Annotated in this window: 31 protein-coding genes; 17 read left to right on the plus strand and 14 right to left on the minus strand. The window is 69.8% G+C overall.

The genetic code is table 11. The features are described 5' to 3' along the window. The first annotated feature begins 4 nt into the window (after positions 1-4). From ACT4MF_RS00510 to ACT4MF_RS00535, 6 genes are read left to right on the plus strand one after another with little or no spacing between them, the layout of a single operon-like run. On the plus strand, positions 5-2,038 hold the full coding sequence (locus ACT4MF_RS00510; protein ID WP_444681440.1) for a type II secretion system F family protein: 2,034 nt from the start codon (positions 5-7) through the stop codon (positions 2,036-2,038). Further along, positions 2,028-2,570 carry a DUF7287 family protein gene (locus ACT4MF_RS00515; RefSeq protein ID WP_444681441.1) on the plus strand — a complete coding sequence of 181 codons (543 nt, stop codon included), beginning with the start codon at positions 2,028-2,030 and terminating at the stop codon, positions 2,568-2,570. The genes ACT4MF_RS00510 and ACT4MF_RS00515 overlap by 11 nt, the downstream gene beginning before the upstream one ends. 2 nt (positions 2,571-2,572) lie before the next feature. After that, entirely contained in the window at positions 2,573-3,172 is a 600-nt protein-coding gene (locus tag ACT4MF_RS00520) for a DUF7288 family protein (protein WP_099256384.1), read from the plus strand. Then, on the plus strand, positions 3,169-4,086 hold the full coding sequence (locus ACT4MF_RS00525; RefSeq protein ID WP_444681442.1) for a DUF7261 family protein: 918 nt from the start codon (positions 3,169-3,171) through the stop codon (positions 4,084-4,086). The genes ACT4MF_RS00520 and ACT4MF_RS00525 overlap by 4 nt, the downstream gene beginning before the upstream one ends. Then, entirely contained in the window at positions 4,079-4,585 is a 507-nt protein-coding gene (locus ACT4MF_RS00530; RefSeq protein ID WP_444681443.1) for a DUF7266 family protein, read from the plus strand. Before ACT4MF_RS00525 ends, ACT4MF_RS00530 begins: the two co-directional genes overlap by 8 nt. Continuing rightward, positions 4,582-5,406: a DUF7289 family protein gene (locus ACT4MF_RS00535; protein WP_444681444.1), complete on the plus strand. Its 825-nt coding sequence runs from the start codon at positions 4,582-4,584 to the stop codon at positions 5,404-5,406. The genes ACT4MF_RS00530 and ACT4MF_RS00535 overlap by 4 nt, the downstream gene beginning before the upstream one ends. A 35-nt stretch (positions 5,407-5,441) precedes the next feature. Here the strand turns inward: ACT4MF_RS00535 and ACT4MF_RS00540 are convergent, their stop codons facing one another. Continuing rightward, a complete protein-coding gene (locus ACT4MF_RS00540) occupies positions 5,442-7,145 on the minus strand; it encodes a DUF7289 family protein (RefSeq protein ID WP_444681445.1) in 1,704 nt (567 codons plus the stop codon). Positions 7,146-7,256: 111 nt separating this feature from the next. Between ACT4MF_RS00540 and ACT4MF_RS00545 the strand changes: the two genes are divergently transcribed. From ACT4MF_RS00545 to ACT4MF_RS00555, 3 genes are all read left to right on the plus strand, one after another. Beyond that, the gene (locus ACT4MF_RS00545) at positions 7,257-8,093 is read left to right on the plus strand and encodes an alanyl-tRNA editing protein (RefSeq protein WP_444681446.1); all 837 of its coding nucleotides are present in this window, start codon (positions 7,257-7,259) and stop codon (positions 8,091-8,093) included. 138 nt (positions 8,094-8,231) lie between these two features. Beyond that, positions 8,232-8,558: a transcription factor S gene (locus ACT4MF_RS00550; RefSeq protein ID WP_008004030.1), complete on the plus strand. Its 327-nt coding sequence runs from the start codon at positions 8,232-8,234 to the stop codon at positions 8,556-8,558. A 41-nt stretch (positions 8,559-8,599) separates the two neighbouring features. Next, on the plus strand, positions 8,600-9,163 hold the full coding sequence (locus tag ACT4MF_RS00555) for a DUF6517 family protein (protein WP_444681447.1): 564 nt from the start codon (positions 8,600-8,602) through the stop codon (positions 9,161-9,163). Here the strand turns inward: ACT4MF_RS00555 and ACT4MF_RS00560 are convergent. The 3 genes from ACT4MF_RS00560 to ACT4MF_RS00570 all read right to left on the minus strand — a co-directional run bounded on the left by ACT4MF_RS00560 (position 9,160) and on the right by ACT4MF_RS00570 (position 12,285). Further along, positions 9,160-9,681: a DUF7332 family protein gene (locus ACT4MF_RS00560; RefSeq protein WP_099256392.1), complete on the minus strand. Its 522-nt coding sequence runs from the start codon at positions 9,679-9,681 to the stop codon at positions 9,160-9,162. The genes ACT4MF_RS00555 and ACT4MF_RS00560 overlap by 4 nt on opposite strands. A gap of 107 nt (positions 9,682-9,788) precedes the next feature. Continuing rightward, positions 9,789-10,160 carry a methylglyoxal synthase gene (locus tag ACT4MF_RS00565; RefSeq protein ID WP_099256393.1) on the minus strand — a complete coding sequence of 124 codons (372 nt, stop codon included), beginning with the start codon at positions 10,158-10,160 and terminating at the stop codon, positions 9,789-9,791. Between the two features lie 199 nt (positions 10,161-10,359). Next, the gene (locus ACT4MF_RS00570; RefSeq protein ID WP_099256394.1) at positions 10,360-12,285 is read right to left on the minus strand and encodes a beta-CASP ribonuclease aCPSF1; all 1,926 of its coding nucleotides are present in this window, start codon (positions 12,283-12,285) and stop codon (positions 10,360-10,362) included. Between the two features lie 230 nt (positions 12,286-12,515). On the opposite strand from ACT4MF_RS00570, the gene ACT4MF_RS00575 reads away from it, so the two are divergent. Further along, complete coding sequence (locus ACT4MF_RS00575) at positions 12,516-13,025, plus strand: DUF7984 family protein (protein WP_099256395.1); 510 nt, start codon at positions 12,516-12,518, stop codon at positions 13,023-13,025. Between the two features lie 3 nt (positions 13,026-13,028). On the opposite strand, the gene ACT4MF_RS00580 is transcribed toward ACT4MF_RS00575, so the two are convergent. The 5 genes from ACT4MF_RS00580 to ACT4MF_RS00600 form a co-directional block, all read right to left on the minus strand. Beyond that, positions 13,029-13,937 (minus strand): SDR family oxidoreductase, encoded by a 909-nt coding sequence (locus ACT4MF_RS00580; RefSeq protein WP_099256396.1) that lies wholly within the window; start codon positions 13,935-13,937, stop codon positions 13,029-13,031. A gap of 72 nt (positions 13,938-14,009) precedes the next feature. Further along, positions 14,010-14,816: an archaeal proteasome endopeptidase complex subunit alpha gene (gene psmA / locus ACT4MF_RS00585; protein ID WP_444681448.1), complete on the minus strand. Its 807-nt coding sequence runs from the start codon at positions 14,814-14,816 to the stop codon at positions 14,010-14,012. Between the two features lie 4 nt (positions 14,817-14,820). Beyond that, positions 14,821-15,300: an Rpp14/Pop5 family protein gene (locus tag ACT4MF_RS00590; protein WP_099256398.1), complete on the minus strand. Its 480-nt coding sequence runs from the start codon at positions 15,298-15,300 to the stop codon at positions 14,821-14,823. Between the two features lie 7 nt (positions 15,301-15,307). After that, positions 15,308-15,967 (minus strand): class I SAM-dependent methyltransferase, encoded by a 660-nt coding sequence (locus tag ACT4MF_RS00595; RefSeq protein ID WP_444681449.1) that lies wholly within the window; start codon positions 15,965-15,967, stop codon positions 15,308-15,310. Beyond that, entirely contained in the window at positions 15,951-16,682 is a 732-nt protein-coding gene (locus tag ACT4MF_RS00600; protein ID WP_444681450.1) for an RNase P subunit p30 family protein, read from the minus strand. Before ACT4MF_RS00600 ends, ACT4MF_RS00595 begins: the two co-directional genes overlap by 17 nt. Before the next feature lie 79 nt (positions 16,683-16,761). On the opposite strand from ACT4MF_RS00600, the gene ACT4MF_RS00605 reads away from it, so the two are divergent. Both ACT4MF_RS00605 and ACT4MF_RS00610 read left to right on the plus strand, forming a co-directional pair. Then, positions 16,762-17,046: a DUF357 domain-containing protein gene (locus ACT4MF_RS00605; protein WP_099256401.1), complete on the plus strand. Its 285-nt coding sequence runs from the start codon at positions 16,762-16,764 to the stop codon at positions 17,044-17,046. 108 nt (positions 17,047-17,154) lie between these two features. Beyond that, positions 17,155-17,832: a type 1 glutamine amidotransferase domain-containing protein gene (locus tag ACT4MF_RS00610; RefSeq protein ID WP_099256402.1), complete on the plus strand. Its 678-nt coding sequence runs from the start codon at positions 17,155-17,157 to the stop codon at positions 17,830-17,832. A gap of 24 nt (positions 17,833-17,856) precedes the next feature. On the opposite strand, the gene ACT4MF_RS00615 is transcribed toward ACT4MF_RS00610, so the two are convergent. The 5 genes from ACT4MF_RS00615 to ACT4MF_RS00635 form a co-directional block, all read right to left on the minus strand. Then, positions 17,857-18,141, minus strand: coding sequence for a transcriptional regulator (locus tag ACT4MF_RS00615; RefSeq protein ID WP_444681451.1), 285 nt, complete (start codon positions 18,139-18,141; stop codon positions 17,857-17,859). 58 nt (positions 18,142-18,199) lie between these two features. Continuing rightward, the gene (locus ACT4MF_RS00620) at positions 18,200-18,742 is read right to left on the minus strand and encodes a DUF2249 domain-containing protein (RefSeq protein WP_099254917.1); all 543 of its coding nucleotides are present in this window, start codon (positions 18,740-18,742) and stop codon (positions 18,200-18,202) included. Positions 18,743-18,813: 71 nt separating this feature from the next. Further along, entirely contained in the window at positions 18,814-19,527 is a 714-nt protein-coding gene (locus ACT4MF_RS00625; RefSeq protein WP_099254918.1) for an alpha/beta hydrolase, read from the minus strand. After that, positions 19,524-20,522 carry a VOC family protein gene (locus ACT4MF_RS00630; RefSeq protein ID WP_444681452.1) on the minus strand — a complete coding sequence of 333 codons (999 nt, stop codon included), beginning with the start codon at positions 20,520-20,522 and terminating at the stop codon, positions 19,524-19,526. Before ACT4MF_RS00630 ends, ACT4MF_RS00625 begins: the two co-directional genes overlap by 4 nt. 63 nt (positions 20,523-20,585) lie before the next feature. Continuing rightward, complete coding sequence (locus ACT4MF_RS00635; protein WP_099254920.1) at positions 20,586-20,951, minus strand: DUF5658 family protein; 366 nt, start codon at positions 20,949-20,951, stop codon at positions 20,586-20,588. A gap of 111 nt (positions 20,952-21,062) precedes the next feature. Here ACT4MF_RS00635 and nth point away from each other — a divergent pair, with 111 nt between their 5' ends. The 5 genes from nth to ACT4MF_RS00660 all read left to right on the plus strand — a co-directional run bounded on the left by nth (position 21,063) and on the right by ACT4MF_RS00660 (position 25,369). Then, entirely contained in the window at positions 21,063-21,746 is a 684-nt protein-coding gene (nth, locus tag ACT4MF_RS00640) for an endonuclease III (protein ID WP_099254921.1), read from the plus strand. Between the two features lie 176 nt (positions 21,747-21,922). Further along, positions 21,923-22,480: a DoxX family protein gene (locus ACT4MF_RS00645; RefSeq protein ID WP_099254922.1), complete on the plus strand. Its 558-nt coding sequence runs from the start codon at positions 21,923-21,925 to the stop codon at positions 22,478-22,480. A gap of 311 nt (positions 22,481-22,791) precedes the next feature. Beyond that, entirely contained in the window at positions 22,792-23,361 is a 570-nt protein-coding gene (locus ACT4MF_RS00650) for a hypothetical protein (protein WP_245851550.1), read from the plus strand. Between the two features lie 229 nt (positions 23,362-23,590). Beyond that, positions 23,591-24,670, plus strand: a complete 1,080-nt coding sequence (locus tag ACT4MF_RS00655; protein WP_099254924.1) for a glutamate--cysteine ligase — start codon at positions 23,591-23,593, stop codon at positions 24,668-24,670. A gap of 105 nt (positions 24,671-24,775) precedes the next feature. Next, positions 24,776-25,369, plus strand: coding sequence for a winged helix-turn-helix domain-containing protein (locus tag ACT4MF_RS00660; protein ID WP_099254925.1), 594 nt, complete (start codon positions 24,776-24,778; stop codon positions 25,367-25,369). Positions 25,370-25,381: the final 12 nt, after the last annotated feature.

Genomic DNA, 25,381 nt, shown 5'->3' on the forward strand with positions numbered 1-25,381 from the left:
TCGCGTGAGTCTCGACACGGGGGTCGGCGACGGCTCCGTCGACGGCAACCTCCTCGCGGGACTGTTCTATCCCGTCTTCGAGCTGATATTCGACGAGGACGGCGACTTCGTCGGCGACGTGGAGCGGAAGCTCGCGGAGGCGCGGATGCCGGATCAGGTGGAGATGTACGTCTCGCGCGCGCTCGGCGTCGGTCTGATCGTCGGCGGAGCCCTCTGGGCGCTCGGGACGCTGACCGGCTACGGGGTGTTCTCGCTCGGGCTGATCGACCCCGAGGCGCTCTCGCTCGGCGTGCCCGCGCCCACGCCGGCGGTCCAGTCGTTCCTGCGTTCGCTCGTCGTCCCCGCCGCGGTCCTCGTCAGCGGACTCGTGTTCGGGGCGATCGGGTTCGCGATCGGGTTCGGCGGCGTGATCGCGATCCCCTACTCGCGGGCGTCGGCGCGGGAGCGCGAGATCAACCTCCTGCTCGCGGACTCGGTGTCGTTCATGTACGCGCTGTCGGTCGGGGGGCTCAATCAGCTGGAGATCCTCCGCGCGATGGCGACGGCGGAGGACACCTACGGCGAGGTGTCACGCGAGTTCCAGAGCATCGTCAACGAGACGGAGTACTTCGGCACCGACTACCGGAACGCGATCCGCCAGCAGTCGATGGAGACCCCCTCCGACGAGCTCTCGCAGTTCCTCGCCGACATGCTCTCCATCGTCAACTCCGGCGGCGACATGGAGAGCTTCCTGAAGGACAAAAAGGAGAAACACCTCCGCACGTCGAAACAGGAGCGCGAGATGACGCTGGAGACGCTGGAGCTGTTCGGCGAGATGTATATGACGCTGTCGCTGTTCCCCCTCCTCCTCATCATCATCCTCGTCATCATGGGGATGATGGGCGAGTCGGACGAACGCCTGCTGTACGCGACGGTGTACCTCCTCATCCCGCTGACGGGCGCGGGGTTCCTGGTGCTCGTCTCCACGGTGAAGCAGGACGAGCCGGGCGACGGCTATCTCCGCCCCGACGGCGGCAGCGAACGACTCCAACAGACCAGTCAAGAGGGGCTGCTCCACTTCGGACTGATCGAGGGGTTCGTCGGCCGGTTCGGCGTCTTCGATCGAATCCGCGACCGCGAGGGGACGTACAAGACCAAACAGATCATGTCGGCGCCGCACGTGTTCCTCCGGGACAACCCCCTCTACACGCTCGCGCTGACCGTGCCGGCCGCGCTCGTCGTCGTCGGCGTCGCGGTCGCCTCGGGGAACGCGCCGACGACCGTCGACGGCTGGATCGCCCGTCCGGTGTGGTCGACGTTCATCTGGGTGTACCTCCCCGCGTACCTCGTGATGGGACCGCTCGCGGTGTTCCACGAGTGGAGCCAGCGGTCCAAGCGGGCGATCACGGGGAAGCTCTCTGAGAGCCTCCGAAAGCTCTCCTCCGCGAACGACACCGGGCAGACGCTGCTCGAATCGGTCCAGACCGTGTCGGAAACGTCGACCGGAAAGCTCGCCGAGGAGTTCGAGGTGGTCCACGCGAAGGTGAACTACGGGATGAGCCTTCGGGACGCCCTAGTGGAGTTCAACAACTCCTACGCGGTCCCCCGGCTCGCCCGGACGGTGAAACTCATCTCGGAGGCGCAGGAGGCGTCCTCACAGATCACGGACGTGTTGACCACGGCGGCGCAGGCCTCGGAGAACCAGGACGACATCGAGCGCGAACGGATCTCCCGGACCCGGATGCAGGTGGCGATCATCGTGATGACGTACGTCACGCTGCTGGGCGTGATGGCCATCCTCCAGACCCAGTTCATCGACGTGATGGGCGGGCTCTCCTCGCAGGCGGACGGCGGGAGTACGGGCGGCGCGGGCTTCGGAGGTGGCGGCGGCGTTGACCCGGGGGTGCTCTCGCTGCTGTTCTTCCACGCCGTGACGCTGCAGGCGATCCTCTCCGGATTCATCAGCGGATACATCCGGAACGCAGACATCGTCTCCGGCGTCAAATTCGCCGTGGTCCTGATGACGCTCGCGCTGGGGGTGTGGATCTATGTGGGATGAGGGGCGCCGCGCGCAGACGCCGATCGATTTCGCGGTCGGTGCGAGCGTGTTCCTGCTGACGCTCGCGTTCGTGGTCGCCTTCGTCCCGACCGTCTTCGACCCCTTCTCGGGCGCGGCGACCGCGTCGCCGGTGGTGAGCGACCGCGTCGCGGCCGGTCTCGCGGGCGACCTGCTGGCCGCGTCGCCGACGGAGCCGGGCGTGCTGTCCCCCGCGTGCACCGCCGCCTTCTTCGAGGGCAACGCCACTCTCGGCAACGTCTCCGGCTGCCCGGACGGGGTCGACGACGACGCCGCGACGCAGTTCGGGCTCGACGAGGAGGTGTTGGTCGTGATCCACGCGCTGAACGAGTCGGCGCCGACCGGCAACGCCTCCTCGACGGTCGCAGTCGAGACCCGACACGCGAGCCGGGACGTGACGCTGAACCGAACCACCGACGACCCGAGCGGCCTCGCCCGGCGGGACGTCAGTGTCTCGCAGCGGGTCGTCTCGATCGACGGTGACCAGTACCGGCTCACCGTGCAGGTGTGGTGACGATGCCCCCGAGAGACGACCGTGGACAGGCCCACACGCTGGAGGCGTTCGCCGCCGCGATACTGATCGTCGCCGGGCTGACGTTCGCGCTGCAGGCGACCGCCGTCACGCCCCTCTCGGCAAGTACGTCGAACCAGCACTTGGAGAACCAGCAGCGCGCGGTCGCGACCGATCTGTTGGAGACGAGCGCCGCCAACGGCGACCTCGAGGCCGCGCTGCTCAGGTGGGACCCCGAAAGCGAGTCGTTCAGGGCGGACGGGAGTTCCGGACCCTTCACCGCGGGCGGACCGCCGAACGCGTTCGGCGAGGCGTTGAACCGGACGTTCGGCGAGAGACGGATCGCGTTCAACGTCGAGCTCCGGCACGGCCGGTGGTACAAGGAGTCGACCCGGCTGGTGTATATGGGCTCGCCGAGCGACAACGCCGTGACGGCGACGCGGACGGTCGTCCTCACCGACGACGCGAACCTCACCATGCCCGCCTACGAGGAGACGACGCTCCGCCAGGTCGCTGCGAACGCGAGCCAGAAGTTCTACTTAGAGGACCCCGACTCCCGGCCGATCTACCGCGTGGAGGTGCGGATGGCCGTCTGGCAACTATGATTCCGACATCCGAGAGCGACGGGGCCCGCGAACGCCTCCGCGACGCCGACCGCGGACAGCTGTTGTTGGTCTCCGGACTCGTCGTGGCCGTCTCGCTCGTCGCGCTCGTGGTCCTGCTGAACGCGAGCATCTACTCGGAGAACGTCGCGACCCGCGGCATCGAGGCCGCCGACGGGGAGGCGCTGGAAGTCCGCGCCGCCGTCGTCGAGGAGACGGGCGCGCGCATCGACACCGCAAACCGGAACGGGGCCACGACCGGTTCGGAGATCGAGACCGGGATCGAGGAACTCAACCAGAATCTGTCGGGGCGGTACGCGAGACGGGGCGGTATCGCCGTCGTCGAGCCCGTCGCCACCACGCCGGGATGGTACCTCTCCGGTCCCGTCGACGACTCGACGACCATCCCCGACGTCAACGGGGCCCGGTCGTTCTCGATCACCAACGAGAGCGCGCTGCCGCCGACGGACACGGGGAACGCGAGCAGCGAGGCGGTTGCCGTCGTCTTCAACGACTCCGCGACCGGGACCACTCACGAGCGGTACCTGTACGCAGAGGGGGACGATGTCGTGGTCGCCGGGGGGAAAAACGGTTCGACGCCGATCGAACGGTGTCGATCGCCGGCGACCGGCGACGCCGTCACGCTCGCTGTCACCGGCGACCGCTTCGACGGTGACCCGTGCCCCGGCGTCTGGCCGGCGGGGCTGAGCGACGGGTACGACGTCGAGTTCGAGAACGCCGGCGGCGCCGGCGTGGAGGCGACCGCGACCGTGGATACGGGAACGGATCCCACCAGCGCCACCGCGCTGACGGTGCGAGACGCCGTGTACGACGCGACGATCGATTTCCGGTACCGAACCGCCGATCTCCGGTTCAAGACCAGGATTCGGGTCGCTCCGGGTGAGCCCGATGCGTGACCGATGGCACGGCGGGCGACCCCGCTTCGCCCGCGACGAGCGCGCGGTGAGCGTCGTGGTCGGCTACGTGCTGACGCTGGCGATCGGCGCGGTGCTGCTCTCTGGCGTCGTCATCGGGATCGGCGGGGTCGTCGACTCGCAGACCGACCGGGTCGTGCGGGGGGACCTCGAAGTGACCGGCCAGACGACGGTCGCGAACCTCGAGAGCGCGGACCGCCTCGCGCGCGCGGCGGTCGTCGACCGTCCGCCCGGTGCCGCCGACTCCACGACCGTCTCGGTGGGCGTCGACCTCCCGAGGCGGCTGGCGGGGCGCTCGTACCGGATCGCGGTCGACGACGACGCCGTGACGCTGCAGACCGACGATCCGGAGATAACGGTCGAGATCCCCCACGCGGCGACGCTACCCGTCGCGGAGACGAGCGTGCGGGGCGGCCCCGTCCGGATCCGGTACGTCAGCGACGACGCCGGCGGTCCCGAACTGGAGGTGAGTGAGCGATGAGCGGGCGCCGGGATCGAACCGTCTCGGTCGGCGGCTCGTCCGCCGGGCGCTCCCTCGCGGGAGACGAGCGCGGCGTGAGCGACGTGGTCGGCTACATCCTCGTGTTCTCGCTCATCACGATCACGATCGGCACGGTGTTCGCGGTCGGGATCACCGGCGTCGAGGACCGGCGCGAGGCCGAGCGTATCGACAACGTCGAACGCGCGTTCGAGGTGTTCGACGACAACCTCCGGGACATCCAGCGGTACGGCGACCCCAACCGAGCGACGGAGCTCCGGTTGGCCAGCGGCACGCTCTCGGTCTCGGGGGAGACGCGCTTCGTGCTCGCGGACACCAACGACTCCGACGACGTCGCCAACGGGACCATCGCCGAGTGGACGTCGAGGCCCCTCACGTACCGGGACAGCGGGACGACGATCGCCTACGACGCCGGCGCGCTGGTTCGCGGCGACGGCGACGGCTCCGTGATGCTGTCCGACCCCCGCTTCGTCGCCGCCGACAACCGGACGACGATTCCCATCGTCGGCCTCGTCCGCGGCCCCGGCAGGGAGCGCGTCGCCGGCGAGGACACCGTGCAGATCACGGTGGTCGAGGACGCGACCGCCGACTCGGAGACGGAGCGTTTCGGCGGCGGCGGCGATCCCCTCTACCTCTGGGTCGAGACCGAGCAGCCGGACGCGTGGAGCCGGTACTTCGACGAGGCGGACGGCTTCGATAACGCGACGCCCGGTGGCACGGACGGGGTCGCCGTGGCGAAGCTGCGACACTCCGAGACCGTGTACGTCCGAGAGACCGTTCGGGTCGTCTCGCTGCGTCGGTGACAGGCCGTGTCGGAGTCGACGGGTCAGCGTCCGACCTACTCGCTCTCGACCTTTACTTGGTGTTTAGAGACGTGGAGGTGACTCACCACGGGCACCGCTTCGCCCTCGAACGGCTGGAGGTTCCGGAGCGACTCGTCGTAGTGGAGGTCGAGGTCGGCGTCGTTGAACGCGAAACTCCCCGAGGTGAACGAGCCGTTGAACGTCATGGCATCAGTGAGCGTCACGCTACTCTCCGGAGCGTACAGGACGCCGGTGAACGCGACCCCGTGGTCCCCCTCGCCGTCGATCGCGATGTCGTCCGCGCTCGAGTACACCCAGAGGTTGCGCGCGACGCCGCCGTCCGCCGCGAGACGCGCTTGGCCGGTGACGTTGATCGTGTCGGTGTTGTACAGTTCAAACCGTGTGTCCGTCGTGATCGGCGCGTCGTCCACGGAGATCGTGCCGTCAACGAGCAGTTCGTTCGGGTTCCCCGCTGCCGCTCCGTCGGTCGACCGGATCGCCCCCGAACCCTGAACGGTGAGGTCGCCCTCGACGAGGACCGTCGCGCCGTCCTCGATCTGGAGCGTGCCGTCCGAGACCGTGACGTCACCGGTGAACGTGGTGCTCGTGTCGATCACAACCGTGGAACCGTTGTCGAGATCGAACCCGCTCTCGCCCGAGCCGGTCGCGTCTCGCGCCTCGTTCATACGCGCCGTTATCGCCCCGGAGACGGGAGTGACACCGCCGAGGTCGCTACCGATCCGCCGTTCGCCCGTCACGGTCAGCTTGTCCGACTGCCCGTTCGGTATCTTGTACGACTCGGCGACGAGGTCCCCGCGGATCTCGATGGATTCGGTGTTCCCGCCCCCACCTGCGGTGAGGTGGAAATCGCTGGCCGCCTGGATCACCGCGTTATCGCTCGCGCTCCCCTTCCCGGGGTACGGCCCGTCGGCTGAGTCGTAACTGTCGGCGTACAGAGTGTTTATCCCGCCGAATTCGAGCCGCGGCGCACCGATCGCGGAGGCGCTCGCGCTGACCGCGGGGTGAACGGTCCGCGTCCGGAGCGCGACCTGGACCTCGGTCGGCGACAGCTGGGTGACGTTCGCCCGGGTCCGGGTCTCGAAGAACCGTCCCCACCCCTCCGCGTACTCGCTCTCGACGGTGATCGTGACGTTCCCGCCGAGCAGCGGGTTCGAGACGTTCTCCGACGGGAACAACCCCACCGGATGTCCCCCGGTCACGACCGCGGAGTCGTCAAGGAGCCCGTCCCCGTCGACCGTCACGAGCGGGAGCGTGAGCGTGTCGCCCCGGTAGTGGAACTCCGGCGGGGAGATCATCCACGACCCCTCGCCGTTCGAGCGCCAGACGCCGCCGCCCTGATACGCCACGCGATCGTCGCCGCGCTCGTAGACGACGGCCCCGAGCGTGACGTTCTTCGTCACCGTTTCCGTTCCCCCGGTCTCGGTTTCCGCCTCTACCTCGATCCGCATCACGCCCGCGTCGCCGTCGGCGCGCACGTCGGCGCTTCGACCGGGATCGAGCCGGACGCGCTGGCTCGTCGACCCGCCGTGAGCGACGAGGCTGGCCTTCGAGTCCACCTGCGTCATCGACCCCTCGATCCGTTCGATGTCGGCGGACGCCTGCGCGTCCGCGAGCGCGTTCGCCCCGATCCCGGCCGTAATACCGACCGCCGTGATCGTGAGCCCCAGCAGCAGGACGGCCCCGATCACCTCGCTCTGCGCGCGCTCGGGGCTGTTCATGGGGTGAGATACGTCTGGAGACGTAATAAACGTCGACGTCCGAGTATCGAAGTTGAGACCGATTCGTCCCCGAACGCACCACTGAAGCCCGCGGCACCGCACGGTTCGGGTATGACCGAGGAGCTGTATCTCGCGGACGACACGGTCACGACGTTTCGAGCCACCGTCGAGCGCGTTCTCTCGGACCCGAACCGGGTCGTCCTCGACCGGACGCAGTTCTACCCGACCGGCGGCGGCCAGCCGCACGACACGGGGACGCTCCGGGTTGCGGACGGTGACGCGGGCGGGGACGGTGACGCGGACGGCGACCCCGCCGACCGCCGCTGGCGCGTCGTCGACGTACAGAAGCGAGACACGATCTACCACACCCTCGAACCGGCGGCGGGCGCGGGCGACGCCGTCGACCTCCCCGATCCCGGAACGCCGGTCGTGGGAGAGATCGACGCGGCGCGGCGGCGGGTTCACTCTCGGTATCACACCGCACAACACCTGCTCTCGGCGCTGCTGCTGAACGAGTTCGTCGCGCAGACGACGGGGAATCAGCTCTACGACGACCACGCGCACCTCGACGCGGCTTACGAGCGCTTCGACGACGGCGACCTCGCCCGGATCGAAGCCCGGCTCAACGAGTTGGTGGCCGACGAACGCCCCGTGACCAGCTACACGATGGACCGCGAGGCGGCCGAGGCGACGCTCGACACCGACCGCACGCGGATCGACCTGCTCCCGGACTCGATCGCGGAGCTCCGGATCGTCGAGATCGGTGCAGCCGGGGGGACGGCTATCGACGGCGACGAGGAGCCCTACGACCGCACCGCCTGCGCGGGGACGCACGTCGGCAACACGGCCGAGATCGGGGAGATCGTCGTCACCGGTCGGGAGACGAAGGGCGGCGACGAGGAGCGCGTCCGGTTCGCGCTCGCCGAACACGTCGACGACGGGGAGTGAGGGGCAAAGCCGAGCGGAGACGACGGGGAGCGAGCGGCGGAACCAAACGGAGACGACGGGGAGCGAGCGGGACCGCGAGGGCGACGCACTGGCGCCAGCGATCCCGCCGTTTATATACGATCCGCGGCTGGTTCCGCCATGAAGTTCTGCGACGAATGCGGCTCGATGATGATGTCCGGCGAGGGCGAGGACCACTGGGTGTGTAGCTCCGAGGACTGCGACAACGAGCTCGGCCGCGAGGACGACGACGACGAGTGGACCACCGAATCGCAGGTCGAGTCCGAGGTCATCGACGTGAGCGACGCGGAGGACAAGGGGCTCCCGAAGACGACCGCCCACTGCCCGGAGTGCGGAAACGACCGCGCGTACTGGTACATGCAGCAGATCCGCTCGGCCGACGAGTCCGAGACGCGGTTCTTCGTCTGTACCGAGTGCGAGCACAAGTGGCGCGAAGACGACCACTGAGCGGCATTTCCTTTTAACTACCTCGGCGGAGAACGCCGCGCATGGACCCGCCCGTCGTTCCCCGCGAGCGCCTCGACGGCTGGCGGCGCGTCGACGAGGTCACGGAGCGGGCATTCGCCGCCGGTCCCGTCTCCGTCGACGCGAGCACGGTGCGGTACGAGCGCGACGCGAGCGAGCCGCCGCGCCCCTTCTGCTTCGCGAGTCGGCTGGAGATCCGGCCGCCGAGCGCGCCGAACTCGGCTCTCACCGCGCTCGTCGAGCGGCAGGCGCGCTCGGGATTCCGCGAGCGCCTCGCCGAGCGCGACATCGAGCGAGTCGAACACCGCGGCGACCGAGCGATCGCGATCGACGATCCGACCGCGTCGCGGGCGACCCTCTCCACGTTTCGCGGCGTCGCGCGCGTCGCCGACGGAGACGGCCAGCGCGTCCCGATCGAGGCGCTGCTCGCGGTCTGGACGGCCGGCGAGTATCTGCTCGGCGGGGGCGCGTATCCGCTCGGTGAGGCGTCGTACCCCGCCGGGGAGGGCCCGGCGGACGCGCGCCGGGAGCTGCTGGGGATCGTGCGCGGGGTCGAGCCGCCCGACGGCCGATGCGAGACGGACTAACAGGGCACCGCGCCCGCGCTCGATTCGATCGGCGACCCGTCGTCGCGGTACGCCGGCTCACCGACCGACCCGTCGAACATCGGGAGCCGCAGCTCGTAGGCGTACAACACGTCGAACGCCGCGAACGGATCCACGCCGTTCGCGATCGCCTCGCGCGCGGTCAGCCTGACGCCGGCGCCGAGCGTCACGATCGGGTCGCCGCCGATGGCCCCCGACGCCTCCATCCCGAACTCGTTGCCGGCGGCCGGATCGGTCACCACGGAGAGGTGGACGAGCGCCTCGATCGTCGCCCCCTCGTCGCCGATGGAGATCGGGTACCCCTCGCCGGCGAAACACTGCGTCGGCGGTGCGATGCGGTCGGCGTCCCCACCAGCCGAGCCGCTCGGCGGCGCGTCGCCACCGGTCGTTGCGGCCGCAGCGCCGACGGCCCCCGCGCTCGCGACGGTCGCCACGACGAGGAGCAGCGCGACCGAGATCGCGGCGCGGGCGGTGAGTCCGGACGGAGCGCGGCGCGTCATCGACGGGGGCTACGACCGACCGGATAAAAACGGCGCGCTCCCGGTTATCCGGTCTGATACTCGACGGAGAGGGCGCACCCGCGATCCGGGTCGCGTCGGTCTCGCGCTCACGCCGCTTCGAGGAGCCCGTCGACGAGCAGTTCCGCGGAGGCGACGTTCGTCGCGAGCGGCACGTCCTTCACGTCGCAGACCCGCAGGAGCGCGGAGATGTCGGGTTCGTGGGCCTGCGCCGTGAGCGGGTCGCGGAGGAAGACGACGCCGTCGATCAGGTCGTCGGCGATCATCCCCCCGATCTGGAGGTCGCCGCCGTACGGTCCCGAAGCCTGTCGGTTCACCGTCAGTCCCGTTTCGTCGGCGATGCGTTTGCCCGTCGTACCGGTGGTGACGAGCTCGCACTCGCCGAGCGCGTCGGTGTGTGCGGTGACGAACTCGACCATCTCGTCTTTCAGCTCGTCGTGGGCGATGAGCGCGATTCGCATACGTGACGTACTCGACCGGGGTTCTTAAAATATCACGCAGAGTCGGAAGCGAGACCGACCGCCGCCGCAGACCCGGCCCGCCGGACATCAGTCGTCCGGCGTGCGCGGTCGTCGAGGGCGTGACGGTGCCGCCAGACGTGACGGAGTCAGTCGCTGGGCATCTCGGAAAGGCCGACCGATGCGAACCGCCCGGTACGGCCTACTTGAACCGGAACGTCTCCAGGTTCTTCGGGGCGAACGTCCGCATGTTGTAGTCGTGGTACAGCGCGGACGAGAGGTCCTGGACGGACCGCTCGTCGCCGTGGACGCACAGCACCTTCTCGGGGCGGGGGTTCATCGTCTTCACGAAGTTCTCCAACCCCTGCCGGTCGGCGTGTCCGGAGAAGCCGTCGACGACCTCGGTCCCCATCTCCAGGGTGAGCGTGTCGCCGCGACCGCCGCCGCCCCAGCCGTCGACCGGAATCTCGTCCCAGCCGTTCTGGATCCGGCGACCGAGCGTCCCCTGCGCCTGGTACCCGACGAAGACGAGGTTCGAGTTCGGGTCGGAGCCGATGTGGCGCAGCCACGACATGATCGGCCCGCCCTCGATCATCCCCGACGTGGAGATGACGATACACTCGTCGCCGTCGGCGACCTCCTGTCGTTCGTCCTCGCCGCCGTCGATGTGGTTGAACTGGTCGGCGAGGAACGGGTTCTCGTCGTCGTGGAAGATCCGGTCGCGGAGGTCGTCGCGGAGGTACTCGGGGTACGTGGTGTGGATCGCGGTCGCCTCCCAGATCATCCCGTCGAGGTGGACGGGCATCTCCGGGATATCGCCGTTGCGCATCGCCTCCTCTAAGACGAGCATGATCTCCTGAGATCGCCCCACCGCGAACGCGGGGATGACGACCTTCCCGCCCTCCTCGTACGTCTCGTTGATGACCTCCTTGAGCGCCTCCTCGGAGTCGGCCTGATCGGTCTGGTAGTCGTCGCGGCCGCCGTAGGTGGACTCCAAGACGAGCGTCTCGACGCGCGGGAAGTCGTTGACGGCGCCGTTGAACAGGCGGGTGTCCTCGTAGTGGATGTCCCCGGAGAAGGCGACGTTGTAGAGGCCGTCGCCGATGTGGAAGTGGGTGACGGCGCTGCCGAGGATGTGGCCGGCGTTGTGGAACGTGAGCTTCACGTCCGGCGCGATGTCGGTCACGTCGCCGTACTCCAGCGGGATCGTGTGTTTGATCGCCTCGCGGACCTGCGACGACTCGTACGGGGGCGTTCGCCCGTCCTTGGCGGCGACGTCGAGGTAGTCGAGGGTGAGCAGCCCCATCAGGTCGCGGGTCGGCTCCGTCGCGTAGATCGGGCCGTCGTAGCCGTACTTATACAGGAGCGGGATGAGCGCCGAGTGGTCGAGGTGGGCGTGCGTGAGGATGACCGCGTCGAGGGTCGCGGCGCCCGCCCCGAGCGCCTCGGGGACCTGGAGGTACGGCACCTCGCCCTCGGCGCCGGGCTTGTCGCCGCAGTCGATGAGGATGCGCGTCTCGGGCGTCGAGAGGATGAAGGCCGCGCGGCCGACCTCGCGACAGCAGCCGAGCGTCGTGATCCGGACCCACTCGTCGTCGGACATCTCCTCGCGGTGGATCTGCCGACCCACGCGTTCGAGGATGTCGCGCCGCTCCTCGCGTTCGTTCTTCAGGAAGCCGCGCACGTTCGAGACGGTGGAGGACTCGATCGGGGGCGTGCGAACGACCTCGGGGGTCCAGCCGACCTCCTGCGTGATCTCTCGGAGCGTCGAGCCGCGGCGACCGATCACCATCCCGGGCTTTTCGGCCTCGATGACGACCTCGCCGGTGTCCTCGTGGAAGTCGAGGTCGGTCACGCCGGCCTCCTCCGGGATCACCGAGCGGACCTCTTCCTCGGCGCGTGCCGGGGGAGAGAGCGCGCTCGGGTCCGGACGGACGGTGATCCGCTTCCGGAGCTTGGAGGCGAGCCGGCGGATCAGATCGCCGTCGCCGGCGAACCGCTTCGGGTCGCGCGTGTACACGACCAGTTCCGGTCCCTCGTATTTCACGTCGGTGACCGTGATGTCGTTCGGAATCTCCTGTTCGATCTCTGATTTCAGGGTATCGAGTTGCTTATCGACTTGACTCATATCTCACCGCGGGTCGTCGCGATCGCCGTCGCCGTCGGGTCGTGTCGCGTTTCGGGACGCGGCTCGGCGCCGGACGGGCGACCGTGACGGGGTAGGCATAGTGGTAGTAGTACTGTCCGTAGGTGGTACCGTGCGGGAACAGCCAGCGAAAACCCGCTTGCCTGATGATAAGCCCGGTCGTTATAAAACCCTTCGCAAATGGCAAACCCCCCGCCTCCGAAGCCCCACACATGCACATCACGCCCGAGAGGGTCCGCGACGAACACGCGTGGGTCCGCGAGCGATCCCCGGTCGTCGTCCCGGTCATCAACGACACGCGCGAGCGGCTCGGCCGCCTCTTCGAGACCGACGTGGACTCCGTCACCCCCGAGGCGTACCGCCGCGAGGTCGACGCGGTGTTCGCGGACGGCGAAGTGGCGGTGAACGTCGCCGGCTGCGTCGCCGTGCTTCGCGACCTCGACGTGGCGGGGGATTACCCGGGGTTCGTCGTCGACGAGGTGCTCGGCCGCGAGCTGGCCGCGACCGTCGCCGGCGGGCGCCCGCTCTCGCTGCTCGCGCAGGCGACGTTCCACCTCGTCGACGTGCGGGTCACGGAGGACGCGACCGCCGACGCGGCGGGCGCAGCGGGCGCCGACGACCTCGACGCCGCGCTCGCGGCGGGGTTCCAGACGCGGCTCCCCGGCTGGGAGTGGCGGGAGGAAGAGAGCCCGTTCGCGGTCGCGGCGGACGGGGACGCGTAGGAGTCAGCTCGTGAACGTCCGGACGAACTCGTACCCCCGATCGAGGAGCGCGTCGGGGAGGAACCGCGCGAGCACGCCGACCCGGGCGGCGGTGCCGGGCTGGACGCGGGCGGGCGGCTGCGTCGCGCTCGCGGCGTTGACGATCGCGGCGGCGACGACCCCGGGCTCGACGGCACCGGGGCCGTCACCCCCGAGCAGCTGGGTGTCCTCGAAGATCGCGTAGAACTCCTCGTAGGCGCCGGAGCGGTCGATCCCCGACTCGTCGGATGCGATGCCGTCGGCGTCAGCCTCGCTCCCGCCGTCGGTCGCCCCGCCCGCCTCTCGCTCCGCGCGCTTCGAGAAGTTCGTTCGCACGGGGCCGGGTTCGACGACGACCACGTCGATCCCGTACTCCGACACCTCGTTGCGGAGGGCGTCCGACAGCGCCTCGATCGCGAACTTCGAGCCGCTGTACACGCCGCCGCCGGGGAACGACACCCGCCCGGCGACCGAGGAGACGTTGACGATCGTGCCGTCGCGCTCCCGGCGCATCCCGGGGAGGACGGCCTTGATGAGCCGGTGCGGGCCGTACACGTTCACGTCGAACTGCTCGTGGACCTTCGCGGTCGGCACGTCCTCGACCGGGCCGAACTGGCCGTAGCCGGCGTTGTTGATCAGCGCGTCGATCGCGCCCTCCTCGTCCAAGATACGGTCGACGACGCGGTCGACGTCGCTCTGGTCCGTGACGTCGAGCGTCGCCAGCTCGCAGCCCGCCTCGCCGAGCGTCTCGATGTCCGCGGGGTTCCGCGCGGTCGCGTACACGGTCCACCCCTCGTCGAGGAACGCGCGCGCCGCGGCGCGACCGATGCCCGAGGAACAGCCGGTGATGAGTACCGTCTTCTGCACGCGTCGTGGGTCGGTCCCCGACGGCATAACTCTCCCGACCGTCGACGGAAATCGGCTCCGAAAAACGAAACGCGCGACCGCGGACCGCCCGCCGTCGCGTTACTCCTCGTCGTCTGCGTCGTCTGCGTCGTCGCCCCCGGCGCCACCGGACTCGTCGTCTTCCGCCTCCTCGTCCGTCGCGAGCAGGTCGCGCTCGGCGAGGATCGCCTCGATCTCGTCGGGCGACCGCTCCGTGTACTGCTCGTCGTCGACCGCGATCGTGGCGACGCCGACGCCGTCGGGCGACAGTTCGCCGTCGTTCGACTGCGCGAGCGTGTCGAGCGCGAGCGCGATGGCCTCGTCGATCGAGAGCCCCTCCTCGTACTCCGCTTCGAGGTAGTCGCGGAGGTCGCTCCGGTCGGAGCCGATCGAGAGCGCCTGCCACTCGTAGGGGGTGCCGGAGGGATCGGTCTCGAACAGGCGCGGCTCGCCGTTCTCGATCCCGCCGACGATCAGCGCGACGCCGAAGGGGCGCGCGCCACCGACCTGCGTGTACTGCTGGATGTGGTCGGTGATGTTCTTCGTCAGGGTCTCGATGCCGATCGCCTCGCCGTAGCGCAGGCGGTTCACCTGCGCCTGCCGGCGCGCGAAGTCGATGAGCTGACGGGCGTCGGCCACGTGGCCCGCGCTCGCGACGCCGACGTGGTCGTCGGCCTTGTGCAGTTTCTCGATGCTTTCCGGCTCCATCAGCGGGGACCGCGCGCGCTTGTCCGCCGCGAGGACGACGCCGTCCTCGGCGCGGATGCCGACGCTCGCGGTCCCGCGTTTCACCGCCTCCCGGGCGTACTCGACCTGGTAGAGTCTGCCGTCGGGAGAGAAGATGGTAATTCCTCGGTCGTACGCCTGCTGTTGGGATTGGCCCTGCATGATATCACTCGGTGTCGAACGCCGCCGCGCCGACGTACCCCGACTCGGTCCGCACGTCGTACGCGTCGCCACGCACTATCGCGGACCGCTCGGCGCCTTCGAACGCGACGTCTCGCTGTGTCGAATTAGCGCTCGCGCGACCCATATATCTTTCCTCACAGGCACGCACCGTCCCCGAAATCCCGCGAACGCGGATCCCGACGGGGTCGCCGTCGACCTCGGCCACGCAGCCGATCGCCGCGCGCGCGTCGTCGACGTGGCCGTGGCGGGCCCGGACGATCGCCTCTCCCTCGCCGCCGTCGTGCGAGAATGACAGCAGCGTGAGGTCGGCGTCGGCGCTGCCGGCGTCGCCGAGGAGGTTGCCGGCGGCGTACCACAGCGCTCGCTGGAACCCGCGGCGGCCGATCTCGGCGTCGGGCCACGTCTCGATCCCGACCGCGAGGTACCGCCAGCGCGGCCGGAGGTGTTTGGGGAGGTGTTTCACGGCGGAGTCACGCCCCGCGTCCCTCGACCGAGCCCGTCTCCGCCGCGTCGGCCAGCGCCGCGCCGCGCTCCGCGACGATCACGGCCACCTGATCGTGGACGCGCTCGACCGCGGTCACCGCGAACCCCTCGACCGTGAACGCCTCGACGAGGGTGCCGACGGTCGCCGGGTCGTCGACCTCCGGCCCGTAGAAGGGCGCCTCAGGGTCCGGCTCCTCGAAGAAGGCCACGTCGCCGAGGACGATACGGCGGGCGCCCGTGGCGGCCATCTCGCGGATCGCCGCGCGCTTCTCGTCGTCCGCGAGGTGGTGGAGCGCGAAGTTCGAGGTGACGACGTCGACCCGCTGGTCGGGGTCGACCTCGGGATCGCGGAACTCGCCGTACGCGAACGCGACGTTCGCGAGGCCGCGCTCGTCGGCCTTGCGGCGGCCCTCCTCCATCATTCCCTCGCTGATGTCGCGGGCGAGCACGCGCTCGGCGTCGGGGGCGAGCGCGAGGGCGATGGCGCCCGTGCCGGCGCCCAGATCGAGGACGACGTCGTCGGCGTTCGGCGCGGCGTAGTCGACGACGAGGCTCGCGCAGGCGTGGTACTCGTCGCTCTTCGAGTCGTCGTACTCGGCCGCCTTCTCGGAGAAGCGCGCGGCGTGCTCCTCAACCGTCTTCTTCATACCTGCCCAGTCGGACCCCCGGCTCTATGAAGGCCCCGGAGCGACGGTCCCGGTTGCGCTCCGCGATCTCGCCCCACGCTCGGAGCCCCGCCTCGACCCACTCCGGGTCGAAGCCGACCGCCTCGGCGGCGGCGACGACCTCGCGCGGCGCCCGGAGCTCGAGGTGCGACCGCGGGTTCGCGCTGACGACGTGAGGCGCGTCGTAGTAGGTCACGATCTCGCGGAGCTTCCGGAGGTCCGCCAGCGCGCGGACCCGCTTCCCGCCCGTCGCGCGGAACAGGGGCCCGAGGTCGAACTCCACGTGGACGTCGTTGTCGCGGGCGGCCTTCGCGAGGACGTGGTTGAAGTCGCCCGAGCCGTCCATCGGGCGGACTAACACGTCGACGCGGGGCTCCTCGACCGCGAAGCGGTTGAGGCCGTCGTCGCCGCCGACGAGACAGACGACCGTGCGGCTCGACCGGTAGTTGCCCACCGCGCCCGAGGCGCTCGTGGCGTCGTCGGCGTCGATCTCGACCGCGTCGACGACGTCGACCCCGTTCGCCTCGCGGAGCGCGGCTGCCTCGCGTGACCGGTCTTCGGCGGCGTTGCCGCCGACCGGATCGAGCCCTTCCCGCGTGCGGACGACGACCCCGTCGTAGCCGTACCGCGCCGCGGTGGCGGCGTGGCGGGCGGCGGTCGCGTCGCCGTCGGGGCGGGCGTGGACGGCCTCGTACATGTCCGCCCGTTTCGGCTCCGGGGGTATCGAGGTTGCGCTTCGCCGACGGCTTTTTGAACCGCTCTCCGGAACGGCTCGCATGGCCGCGGAGTTAGAGGAAAAGACGGACCGCTACGAGGGGATGCTCGCCGACGCCCTGGAGGTCGCGGAGCCGCGCCCGCCCGCCGACACCCCGCTCGGCGAGGCCGCCGCCGACGTGCTGGAGATGGCCGAGTCGTACCTGGACGACGGGAGGCATTTCCGCGACGCCGGCGACCCGGTCAACGCGCTCGCGTCGTACTCGTACGGCTACGGCTGGCTCGACGCCGGCGTCCGGATGGGGCTGTTCGCCGTTCCCGACGACACCGAACTGTTCACCACGTGAGCCGCTCACCTCCCGGCCCCCCTTTGCGACGTATAAACCCCGCGACGCCCCTCGTCGCTTCCGGGCGCGGGCGCTTTTTACGTCGAGCGCGTCAACGGAGAGTCACACATGACTGACGCGCTGTTCGTCGTGAGCGAAGAGGGGTACTGGGCCGAGGAGTGTATCGAGCCGCTGACCACGCTCGAAGCCGAGGGCGTCGACGTGACGGTCGCGACCCCGTCCGGGTCGCCGCCGGCCGTCGACGAGCGGTCGCTCGACCCGGAGGCCGCGGGCGGCGAGGAGCGGGTCGCGGAGCTCCGTGAGGTCGACGAGGAGCACCCGAAACTGAACGATCCCGAGCCGATCGCGACCGTCGCGGCCGAGGAGTACGACGCGGTCGTGTTCCCCGGCGGTCACGGCACCGTCTGGGACGTGAACCAGGACCGGCACGCCCGGCAGCTCCTGCTCGACGCGGTCGCGGGCGAGGAGAGCGTCGCGCTCGTCGTCTGCCACGCGGTCGGCATCCTCGCGTTCACGCGCGAGGCAGACGGGACGCCCCTCGTCGAGGGACGCTCCGTCACCGGCTTTCCGAACGCGTGGGAGGAGGACATCGTCGACGACGACGACGTGATGCCGGACGGCCGAAAGCTCCCGTACTGGGTGGAAGACGAGGTCGTCCTCGCGGGCGCCGACTGGGACGCCGAGCTCGGCGCCGACACGAGCGTCACGGTCGACGGCGACCTGATCACCGCGCGCGGCCCGGGCTCGTCGGCCGACGCGGCGCAGACGCTGCTCGACGCGCTGTAGGGAGGGACGAACGCGGCGTACGCGTCAGCGAATCACGAACGCCGGCTCCTCGATCCGCTCGCTCTTACACTCCGGGCACCGCGAGGGCTCGTTGATCGGGTCGTCGAAGCCGTCGAAGCCGCAGTCGCGGCACGCGGGCGGCGCGACGAGGAGTTCCTCGTCGGCGCCGTCGTCCGCGACCGACCGCGAGACGTGTTCGACGTGGTCGTACACGACGGGCGTCGGCAGCGACAGCGCCTCCCCGAGGTCGCTCGCGGTCGCCGGTTCCTCGCGGAGCGTGTCGGCGATGCGCTGGCGGGTCGTCTCCATGGGTCGATTTTGGGGGGAGTAGATAAAACGTCGACGGCGATTTCGCCGGCGTCCCGCCTCACTCGTCCGTGGTCGGCGCCAGCACCACGAGCGCCGCGGCGTCCTCGGTCGCGGTCGGCTCGACCGCCGTCTCACCGTCGAATCGGACGATCTCGCCGGCCTCGACGGCGTGTTGTTCGCCGTCGAGTCGGAGCGCGAACGCCCCGCTCAACGCGTGGAACAGCACCGTCCGGTCGGGATGGGTGTGCTCGGGGACGCTCTCTCCGGCGTCCAGCGACAGCCGAACCGTCTTCGGCTCGCGTCCCGGGAAGACCGCCGCGTGCGGCTCGCCGTCGAGGCCCGCGAGCCGCACGGTCTCCGGACCGGACGCGGGCTCGACCTTCGGGAACTCGGCGACGAACCGAGACGCCTCCTCGCGCTCGACCGCGTAGCCGTCCGCGTCGAACGCGGGTTCCTCCGCCGCCAGCTCGCGGTAGAGCGGCGTCGGCTCGTGGTCGTTGACGACGGTGAGCGTCTCGCCGGGATCGAGGTCAGCAAACGCGGTGCGTATCCGGTCGTGTCGCTCGCTCGGCGGGAGCTGCCTGACATCGAGTTCGGACATCACGCGTCACTCGCCGTCCGGGGACGATGGGTCGTGTCGCGAACACGTTCGGCTCTCCCGCTCTCCGGCTCTCAGTCGTGGACGGCGGAGCTATCGCCGTCGTCGCCGTCACCGTCGACCAGCGCCGCGATCCGGTCGCCGATCCGCGCCATGGTCGCGTCCGAGAGCCCGTGGCCGTCGCCCTCGTCGATCCGGAGATCGACCGCCGCGCCGCCCCGGCGGAACGCCGCCGCGGTCGCGCGAACGCGCTCGGGCGGGACGTACGGGTCGCCCTCGCTGCTGTCGATCGCGACCGGCGTTCCCGCGAGCCCCCCGTTCTCCCCGTCGTCGGCCACCGAGCACGGGATCAGGTCGCCTCCCGGGAGCGCCGCGGAAACGACGAACGCGCCGCCGTACCGCCGCGGACGACGGCGGAGGAACTCGCTCGCGACGGCGCCGCCCTGCGAGACGCCGACGAGCACGACGCGCTCGGGCGGGATCCCGATCTCGGCGGCGGCGTCGACGGCCGCGGCGACGCAGTCGACCGCCGAGGTCAACGCCGGCTCGTTGGCGGCGATCGGTGCCTCATGGCCCGCCGGGAACCAGTTCGAGCGGACCGCGTTCGGGGCGATCAGCGCCGCGCCCGGCCGGTAGAACTCGTCGGCGAGGCGGAGCAGCCCGTCGGCGGTCCCGCCGCGACCGTGGACGAGCACGACCGCGACCGACGCGGCCGCGGCCGGGGCGCCGCCCGTCTCCAGCGTGGCGTCAGCGTGGGGGCCCTCGACGCCGGAGAGCGCCCGCGTCATCGTGGTCGGGAACGGTCGCCTTCGATGTCGAAGTCGGGGAGCTGGCTCTCGATGAGCTCGCGGTCGTCCTCGAACCGCGGCGGGAGGTACAGCTCCGTCGCGTGACCGGTCGCGTCGGGGTCGGCGAGCCCGGGAGCCCGCGGCCCGTCGGGCGTCGGCGCCTCCGTCGCGAGCTCGACGAGGAGCCCGCCGGGGCCGCGCACGTATAGCGAGCGGAAGAAGTGGCGGTCTTTCACCCGCGACACGTCGTAGCCGCGCTCGCGGAAGAGGTCGTGCCAGTCGAGCAGCGCCTCGCGGTCGGGGACGCGCACCGCGGCGTGATGGAGCGCGCCCGGCCCCTCGCGGAGGTACGGCGCGTCCCGGTCGAGGAGGTCGACGACCGTCGCGCGGTCGCCCGGGGCGCGGTAGCGGATCCGGTCGCCGGCCTCCACCTCGTACTCGAAGCCGAGCGTGTCGAGGACGCTCGCCGTCCCGTACGGGTCGGCGGGGAGCGCCGTGACGCCGTACAGCCCGCGGATCGCGGCCGATTCGGGGACCGAGTCGGCGTCCGCGGCCGCCTCCTCATCGCCGAGCCACGGGTCGCCGCCCGCGTCGCTCTCGACCAGTTCGACGCGGGTACCGGAAGGGTCGGCGACCGAGAGCGCGGCGTCGCCGAACCGATCGGACGCCGGGAGGTCCTCGACCGCGACACCCCGATCGGTCAGTCGGTCGCGCCAGTAGCCGAGCGAGTCGGGCGGGACCGCGAAGGCGACGGCGGCGTACCCGGGCTTCCCGGCGCGTCCGGAGTCGCCGTGAGGGTCCGGGAAGACGGTGAACACGGAGCCGGGCGAGCCCGTCGCGTCGCCGAAGTAGAGGTGGTGCTGGTGGATATCCTCGTAGTTCACGGTCCGGCGGAGCAGCCGGAGTCCGAGGGTCTCAGCGTAGAACGAGGCGTGAGCGCCGGCGTCGCCGACGATCCCCGTCACGTGGTGGAGGCCCGGGGTGTCCGAGAGCATGCCCGAACATGATCGCGCCGACGCAAACCGATGTCGGTGGGGACGGTCCGGGGTCGCGACGACTCACGCCATCAGCAGGAGCCGCATATTGCTCGCGGTGAGGTAGGTGCCGACGATCGTCAGCAGCACCGGCGGGAAGTAGTAGAGGAGACCGTCGCCATCGCGGGCGCCGCTGACGCTGATCCAGAGCATGACCAGGTAGACGGCGATCTTCAGGGCGACGAGGCCGCCGAGCCCGAACGAATCGAGCGCGAACGCGACCACCGGATTCGCCTCTTGAATCGTCGGCACGTACTCCAAGAAGGCGATCGTCGAGACCACGTCGCCGACGCCGTACGTCGCCGTCGCGGCGATCCACAGCCAGTAGAACTCCTGTGGCCGCTGGAGGTAGGCCGGGCGTCGGCGCCGTCGGTTTCGGGACCGGGACACGCCTCGTCATGTCGAGGAGACGACCTGAATCTATCGGTTCGAAACGGGGGCGCGGGCCGAGAAGCGCGTCGTTTCCGGATCGTTCAATGGCGCCCGCGCGGAGGGATCGCTATGGGCACGCCACTGGAGCCGCGGGAGGAGCAGGTCGAGGAGGTCCTCGACCGGCTCTACGAGGAGTACCCCGATTCGACCATCTCGCTGAACTACTCGAACCGGCTTGAGCTGCTCATCGCCGTGATCCTCTCCGCGCAGTGCACGGACGAGCGCGTGAACGAGGTGTGCGCCGACCTGTTCGAGACGTACGAGACGCCCGAGGAGTACGCGAACGCGCCACAGGAGGAGCTCGCGGAGGCGATCAACTCGATCACCTACTACAACAGCAAGGCGGAGTACATCCGGTCGTCCTGCGCCGACATCGCCGAGAAGCACGGCGGCGAGGTTCCGGACACGATGTCGGCGCTGACCGATCTGGCGGGCGTCGGCCGGAAGACCGCCAACGTCGTGCTCCAGCACGGCCACGACGTTGTCGAGGGGATCGTCGTCGACACTCACGTCCAGCGGCTCACTCGCCGACTCGCGATCACGGAAGAGGAGAGTCCGACGAAGATCGAACAGGACCTCCTCGACGTGGTCCCCGAAGACGACTGGCAGCAGTTCACGCACCTCATGATCGACCACGGCCGCGCGACGTGCACCGCGATCAACCCGGACTGCGGCGACTGCGTGCTCGCGGACATCTGTCCCTCGGAGAAGGGCGACGGCGACGTGGACCTGGCGAGCGGCGAGGCGTGGTGAAACGGGCGACGCACGGGCAGCGTGGCCGAGAAGCGACGAGACGCGACGGTTCGGCTGAGTGGAGTATTTAAAGACCCAACCGACCGGGGGAAGTCGCCGATCCCTTCCACCGGAAAGGGAACTCGCTTCCGTGTTTATCACTGCAACCGGTGTATCCGTAAGTGAGGAGAAACACAATGTCCACAAAAACCACAAACGAGTTCGGCGGAGAGATCGGCGGCGTCACGCTTCTGGGCAAGGCCCACTCGCTGTCGGCGCTGTTCATCGTCATGCTCCGGGCGACGATCGGCGGGATGATCCTGTTTGCCGGACTCGGGAAGATCACCGGGGAGGCGTTCGACGCGAGCGGCTACCTCGTCCACGGCGTCGACGCGGCGAGCCCGGTGAGCGGGCTGTACGCCGCCATGGGCTCGACGGCGTGGTTCGTCGAGTTCGCGAACGTCTTCGTCCCGGCCACGCAGCTGCTCATCGGCATGGCGCTCATCGCCGGGGCGTTCGTCCGGCTGGCCGCGCTCGGCGGCGCGATGCAGATGACGCTGTTCTACCTCGGCGGGTGGAGCGGCGACGCGCTCGCGCTGTTCGACTCGACGCTGGTGTACGCGGTCGTGTTCCTCACGGTCGCCGCGTTCGGCGCGGGCCGCGTCCTCGGCCTCGACGCCTACATCGAGCGGCTCGAGGTGGGCGGGCAGGCGCTGGTCGAGAAGTTCCCGGTGCTCCGCTACGTCCTCGGGTGAACTGAGGCGCGTCGCGAGGGCGTCTGACGAGTGACCGCTCGTCGCCGGCTCGGTTTTCACTACCTGTTGCGGGCTCGTTTTTCGCTGTCTGTCGTCAGCTCGTTTTACGCTGCCTGTCGTCAGTTCGTGTTCGGCTACCGCCTCCAGCCAGCCACCTCGCGCAGACACGGATTCGGTTCGGCGTGTCTGCCGAACCGGTCAACGGGCCGCAGCCGTCGACTCCGAGCGCGCCGGGTCACGGGCCGCGGCCCGTCGTCGACGTCGAGAGCGACAGGTAGGCACATAACCCGAGAGGCAGACGGGACGAGGTGATGACCCGCACTGAATCGCCCGGGGGCGATCGGAACGCCGACATCGATGACGTGCTGACCGAGTTGGACGAACTGGAGGAGATGGTCGACAAAGACGAGGAGTTACAGCAGGTCCGAGAGACCATGCGGACCGCGCGAAAGGTCCGTCCGAGCGGCGTCATCGGCCGATTCCGGACGCAGTTCGGCCTCCGTGACGCCGGCGAAGCGCTGGTGGGAAGTTTCGTCTTCGGCCTGCCGATGATCGTCGAGGACGGCGCGCTCGACATCGGCCGGTTCATCGCCGAGCGGCCGCTGGCTCTCGCCCTCACGCTCCTGTTCGGCGGGGCGGTCGTCTTCGGGATACTGCGCGCCGGCGAGTTCGAGCGCGTCGTCGAAGACCGGATCGGGGGCGTCGTTCCCCTGCGACCCGTCGCGATCGTTACCATCGCGAGCGGGTTGGCCGTCGCGTTGATGACCGGTTGGGGCCGGGTCTCGTGGAGCGAGCCGACGGTCGCGGGCGCACAGACGCTGCTGATCGCCATCGTGATGAGCGTCGGCGCCTCCGTCGGCGACATCCTCCCGGAGAACTAACTGCGGCGGGCCGGGGTGGCCGACCTCGGAGGCGTCCGCGCGGAGTGGGTGGAGTATCGCGGGACGGAGCGAAGGGGCGTGAAACGGCACAGAGCGAACGGGAGTGAAACGGCACAGAAGGGTGTGAGGTGGCGCAGATCTGCGGACCGTTTCGCGTTCGACGACGGCGTCACCGCGCCGCTTTCGGGTTCCAATCCATATAAGACCGCGCGGCCGGTACGGAGCGGTAATGGAACTCGGTTCGCGGGACGCGTTCGCTCGGATGGGGACCCTCGGCATCGAGGAGGAGTTCTACATCGTCGATGCCGACGGCCGCCCGACCTCGGGGACCGACGATCTCGTCTACGGCCGCGATCCGCCGGCTGCGGTGCCGGAGGGGTTCGACCACGAGCTGTTCAAATGCACCATCGAGGCGCAGACGGAACTGATCGAGGATCCGTCGAACGCGGGCGACGCCCTCTCGACGGTGCGGGAGGCGCTCGTCGACCACGCCGCCGCCGACGGCTACCGGATCGCGGCGGCGGGCCTCCATCCGGCGGCGAAGTGGCGCGAGCTGGATCACGCCGAGAAGCCGCGCTACCAGGCGCAGTTGGACCGGATCCAGTACCCGCAACACCGCAACACCACGGCGGGGCTCCACGTCCACGTCGGCGTCGACGACGCGGACAAGGCGGTGTGGATCGCCAACCGGCTCCGGTGGCACTCACCGATTCTGCTCGCGCTCTCGGCGAACTCACCGTTCTGGAACGGGTTCGACACCGGGCTCGCCTCGGCTCGGGCGAAGATCTTCGAGAACCTCCCGAACACGGGGATCCCGTCCGCGTTCGACGACTTCGACGCCTTCCAGCGCTACGAGCGCCGGATGGTCGAACGGGGCGCCATCTCCGACCGCGGCGAGCTCTGGTTCGACGTGCGCCCCCACACCGGCCACGGCACGGTCGAAGTGCGCGCGCCCGACGCCCAGCGCGACCCGGCGGTCACCCTCGCGATGGTCGAGTACGTCCACGCCCTCGTCGTCGACTACGCCGAGCGCTACGCGGACGGCGAGTCCCCGCCGACGCTCCGCCGAGAACTGTTAGACGAGAACAAGTGGCGGGCGATTCGGCGCGGCCACGACGCCTCCTTCATCACCCGAGACGGCGAGGAGACGGTCTCGCTGGGCGACGTGGTCGCCACCGAGTGCGATCGGCTCGGGATCGACGGGATCCGCGCGGTGTACGACGCCGAGAGCGGCAGTCGGCGCCAGCGCCGGCTCCGCGACGAGAGGGGCCTCGACGCGCTCTGCGAGGATCTCGTGTTGTCGCCGTGAGCGGGAGGGCAGGACGCGGTTCGTGTGAGCGAGAAGCCGGAACGCGTTCCGTTGGAACCGAAACGACGAGAAACGCTTTTGGGCGCGCGGACCCCAAATTCCGGTATGACTACAGACGATCACGGCGACGGCGCCGACGACGAGTCGCCGACCGATCGAACCCGCGAGGAGCTCCGGAAGACCAAGGAACGGCTCGGAGAGGGCGCGGACAAGGCCGTCAAGGGGTTCGACGACAACGTCGTCGACCTCCTGTCGTGGCTGCTCGACACCGAGACGCGCGCGCGGATCTACGTCTTCCTCCGCGACAACCCAAACAGCACGAGCGACGAGGTCGCCGACGGCACCGGCCTCTACCCGAGCACGGTCCGCGAGGCGCTCGCGGAGCTCCACGACGAGGGAACCGTCGAACGCGACAAGCGCGAGGCCAGCGGCGCCGGCAACAACCCCTACGAGTACGAGGCGATCGCCCCGAGCGAGCTGGTACAGGGCGTCGTCGGCGACGTGCAGCGGGAGCTCAACGCCGTGTTCAACCTCGATCGGCGGCTCGGCGGCGAGTCGCCCGACGGCGACGCGGAGCCGGTCCAGATATCTGTCGACGGCGACGACGGCGAAGTAGACGGCGACGGCGACGACGGCGAAGTAGACGGCAACGCCGACAGCGACGACGGCGAAGGAGACGCCGACAGCGACGACCGGTAGGGCGCACTCGTT

Origin of the sequence: Halorubrum sp. FL23, from assembly GCF_052439115.2 — an archaeon.
Classification (GTDB): Archaea; Halobacteriota; Halobacteria; order Halobacteriales; family Haloferacaceae; genus Halorubrum; species Halorubrum persicum.

Coding starts and splice junctions, on each gene's coding strand:
- ACT4MF_RS00515 (WP_444681441.1), top strand. CDS start 2,028: ATGTGGGATGAGGGGCGCCGCGCGCAGACGCCGATCGATTTCGCGGTC.
- ACT4MF_RS00520 (WP_099256384.1), top strand. CDS start 2,573: ATGCCCCCGAGAGACGACCGTGGACAGGCCCACACGCTGGAGGCGTTC.
- ACT4MF_RS00525 (WP_444681442.1), top strand. CDS start 3,169: ATGATTCCGACATCCGAGAGCGACGGGGCCCGCGAACGCCTCCGCGAC.
- ACT4MF_RS00530 (WP_444681443.1), top strand. CDS start 4,079: ATGCGTGACCGATGGCACGGCGGGCGACCCCGCTTCGCCCGCGACGAG.
- ACT4MF_RS00535 (WP_444681444.1), top strand. CDS start 4,582: ATGAGCGGGCGCCGGGATCGAACCGTCTCGGTCGGCGGCTCGTCCGCC.
- ACT4MF_RS00540 (WP_444681445.1), bottom strand. CDS start 7,145: ATGAACAGCCCCGAGCGCGCGCAGAGCGAGGTGATCGGGGCCGTCCTG.
- ACT4MF_RS00545 (WP_444681446.1), top strand. CDS start 7,257: ATGACCGAGGAGCTGTATCTCGCGGACGACACGGTCACGACGTTTCGA.
- ACT4MF_RS00550 (WP_008004030.1), top strand. CDS start 8,232: ATGAAGTTCTGCGACGAATGCGGCTCGATGATGATGTCCGGCGAGGGC.
- ACT4MF_RS00555 (WP_444681447.1), top strand. CDS start 8,600: ATGGACCCGCCCGTCGTTCCCCGCGAGCGCCTCGACGGCTGGCGGCGC.
- ACT4MF_RS00560 (WP_099256392.1), bottom strand. CDS start 9,681: ATGACGCGCCGCGCTCCGTCCGGACTCACCGCCCGCGCCGCGATCTCG.
- ACT4MF_RS00565 (WP_099256393.1), bottom strand. CDS start 10,160: ATGCGAATCGCGCTCATCGCCCACGACGAGCTGAAAGACGAGATGGTC.
- ACT4MF_RS00570 (WP_099256394.1), bottom strand. CDS start 12,285: ATGAGTCAAGTCGATAAGCAACTCGATACCCTGAAATCAGAGATCGAA.
- ACT4MF_RS00575 (WP_099256395.1), top strand. CDS start 12,516: ATGCACATCACGCCCGAGAGGGTCCGCGACGAACACGCGTGGGTCCGC.
- ACT4MF_RS00580 (WP_099256396.1), bottom strand. CDS start 13,937: ATGCCGTCGGGGACCGACCCACGACGCGTGCAGAAGACGGTACTCATC.
- psmA (WP_444681448.1), bottom strand. CDS start 14,816: ATGCAGGGCCAATCCCAACAGCAGGCGTACGACCGAGGAATTACCATC.
- ACT4MF_RS00595 (WP_444681449.1), bottom strand. CDS start 15,967: ATGAAGAAGACGGTTGAGGAGCACGCCGCGCGCTTCTCCGAGAAGGCG.
- ACT4MF_RS00600 (WP_444681450.1), bottom strand. CDS start 16,682: ATGTACGAGGCCGTCCACGCCCGCCCCGACGGCGACGCGACCGCCGCC.
- ACT4MF_RS00605 (WP_099256401.1), top strand. CDS start 16,762: ATGGCCGCGGAGTTAGAGGAAAAGACGGACCGCTACGAGGGGATGCTC.
- ACT4MF_RS00610 (WP_099256402.1), top strand. CDS start 17,155: ATGACTGACGCGCTGTTCGTCGTGAGCGAAGAGGGGTACTGGGCCGAG.
- ACT4MF_RS00615 (WP_444681451.1), bottom strand. CDS start 18,141: ATGGAGACGACCCGCCAGCGCATCGCCGACACGCTCCGCGAGGAACCG.
- ACT4MF_RS00620 (WP_099254917.1), bottom strand. CDS start 18,742: ATGTCCGAACTCGATGTCAGGCAGCTCCCGCCGAGCGAGCGACACGAC.
- ACT4MF_RS00625 (WP_099254918.1), bottom strand. CDS start 19,527: ATGACGCGGGCGCTCTCCGGCGTCGAGGGCCCCCACGCTGACGCCACG.
- ACT4MF_RS00630 (WP_444681452.1), bottom strand. CDS start 20,522: ATGCTCTCGGACACCCCGGGCCTCCACCACGTGACGGGGATCGTCGGC.
- nth (WP_099254921.1), top strand. CDS start 21,063: ATGGGCACGCCACTGGAGCCGCGGGAGGAGCAGGTCGAGGAGGTCCTC.
- ACT4MF_RS00645 (WP_099254922.1), top strand. CDS start 21,923: ATGTCCACAAAAACCACAAACGAGTTCGGCGGAGAGATCGGCGGCGTC.
- ACT4MF_RS00650 (WP_245851550.1), top strand. CDS start 22,792: ATGACCCGCACTGAATCGCCCGGGGGCGATCGGAACGCCGACATCGAT.
- ACT4MF_RS00655 (WP_099254924.1), top strand. CDS start 23,591: ATGGAACTCGGTTCGCGGGACGCGTTCGCTCGGATGGGGACCCTCGGC.
- ACT4MF_RS00660 (WP_099254925.1), top strand. CDS start 24,776: ATGACTACAGACGATCACGGCGACGGCGCCGACGACGAGTCGCCGACC.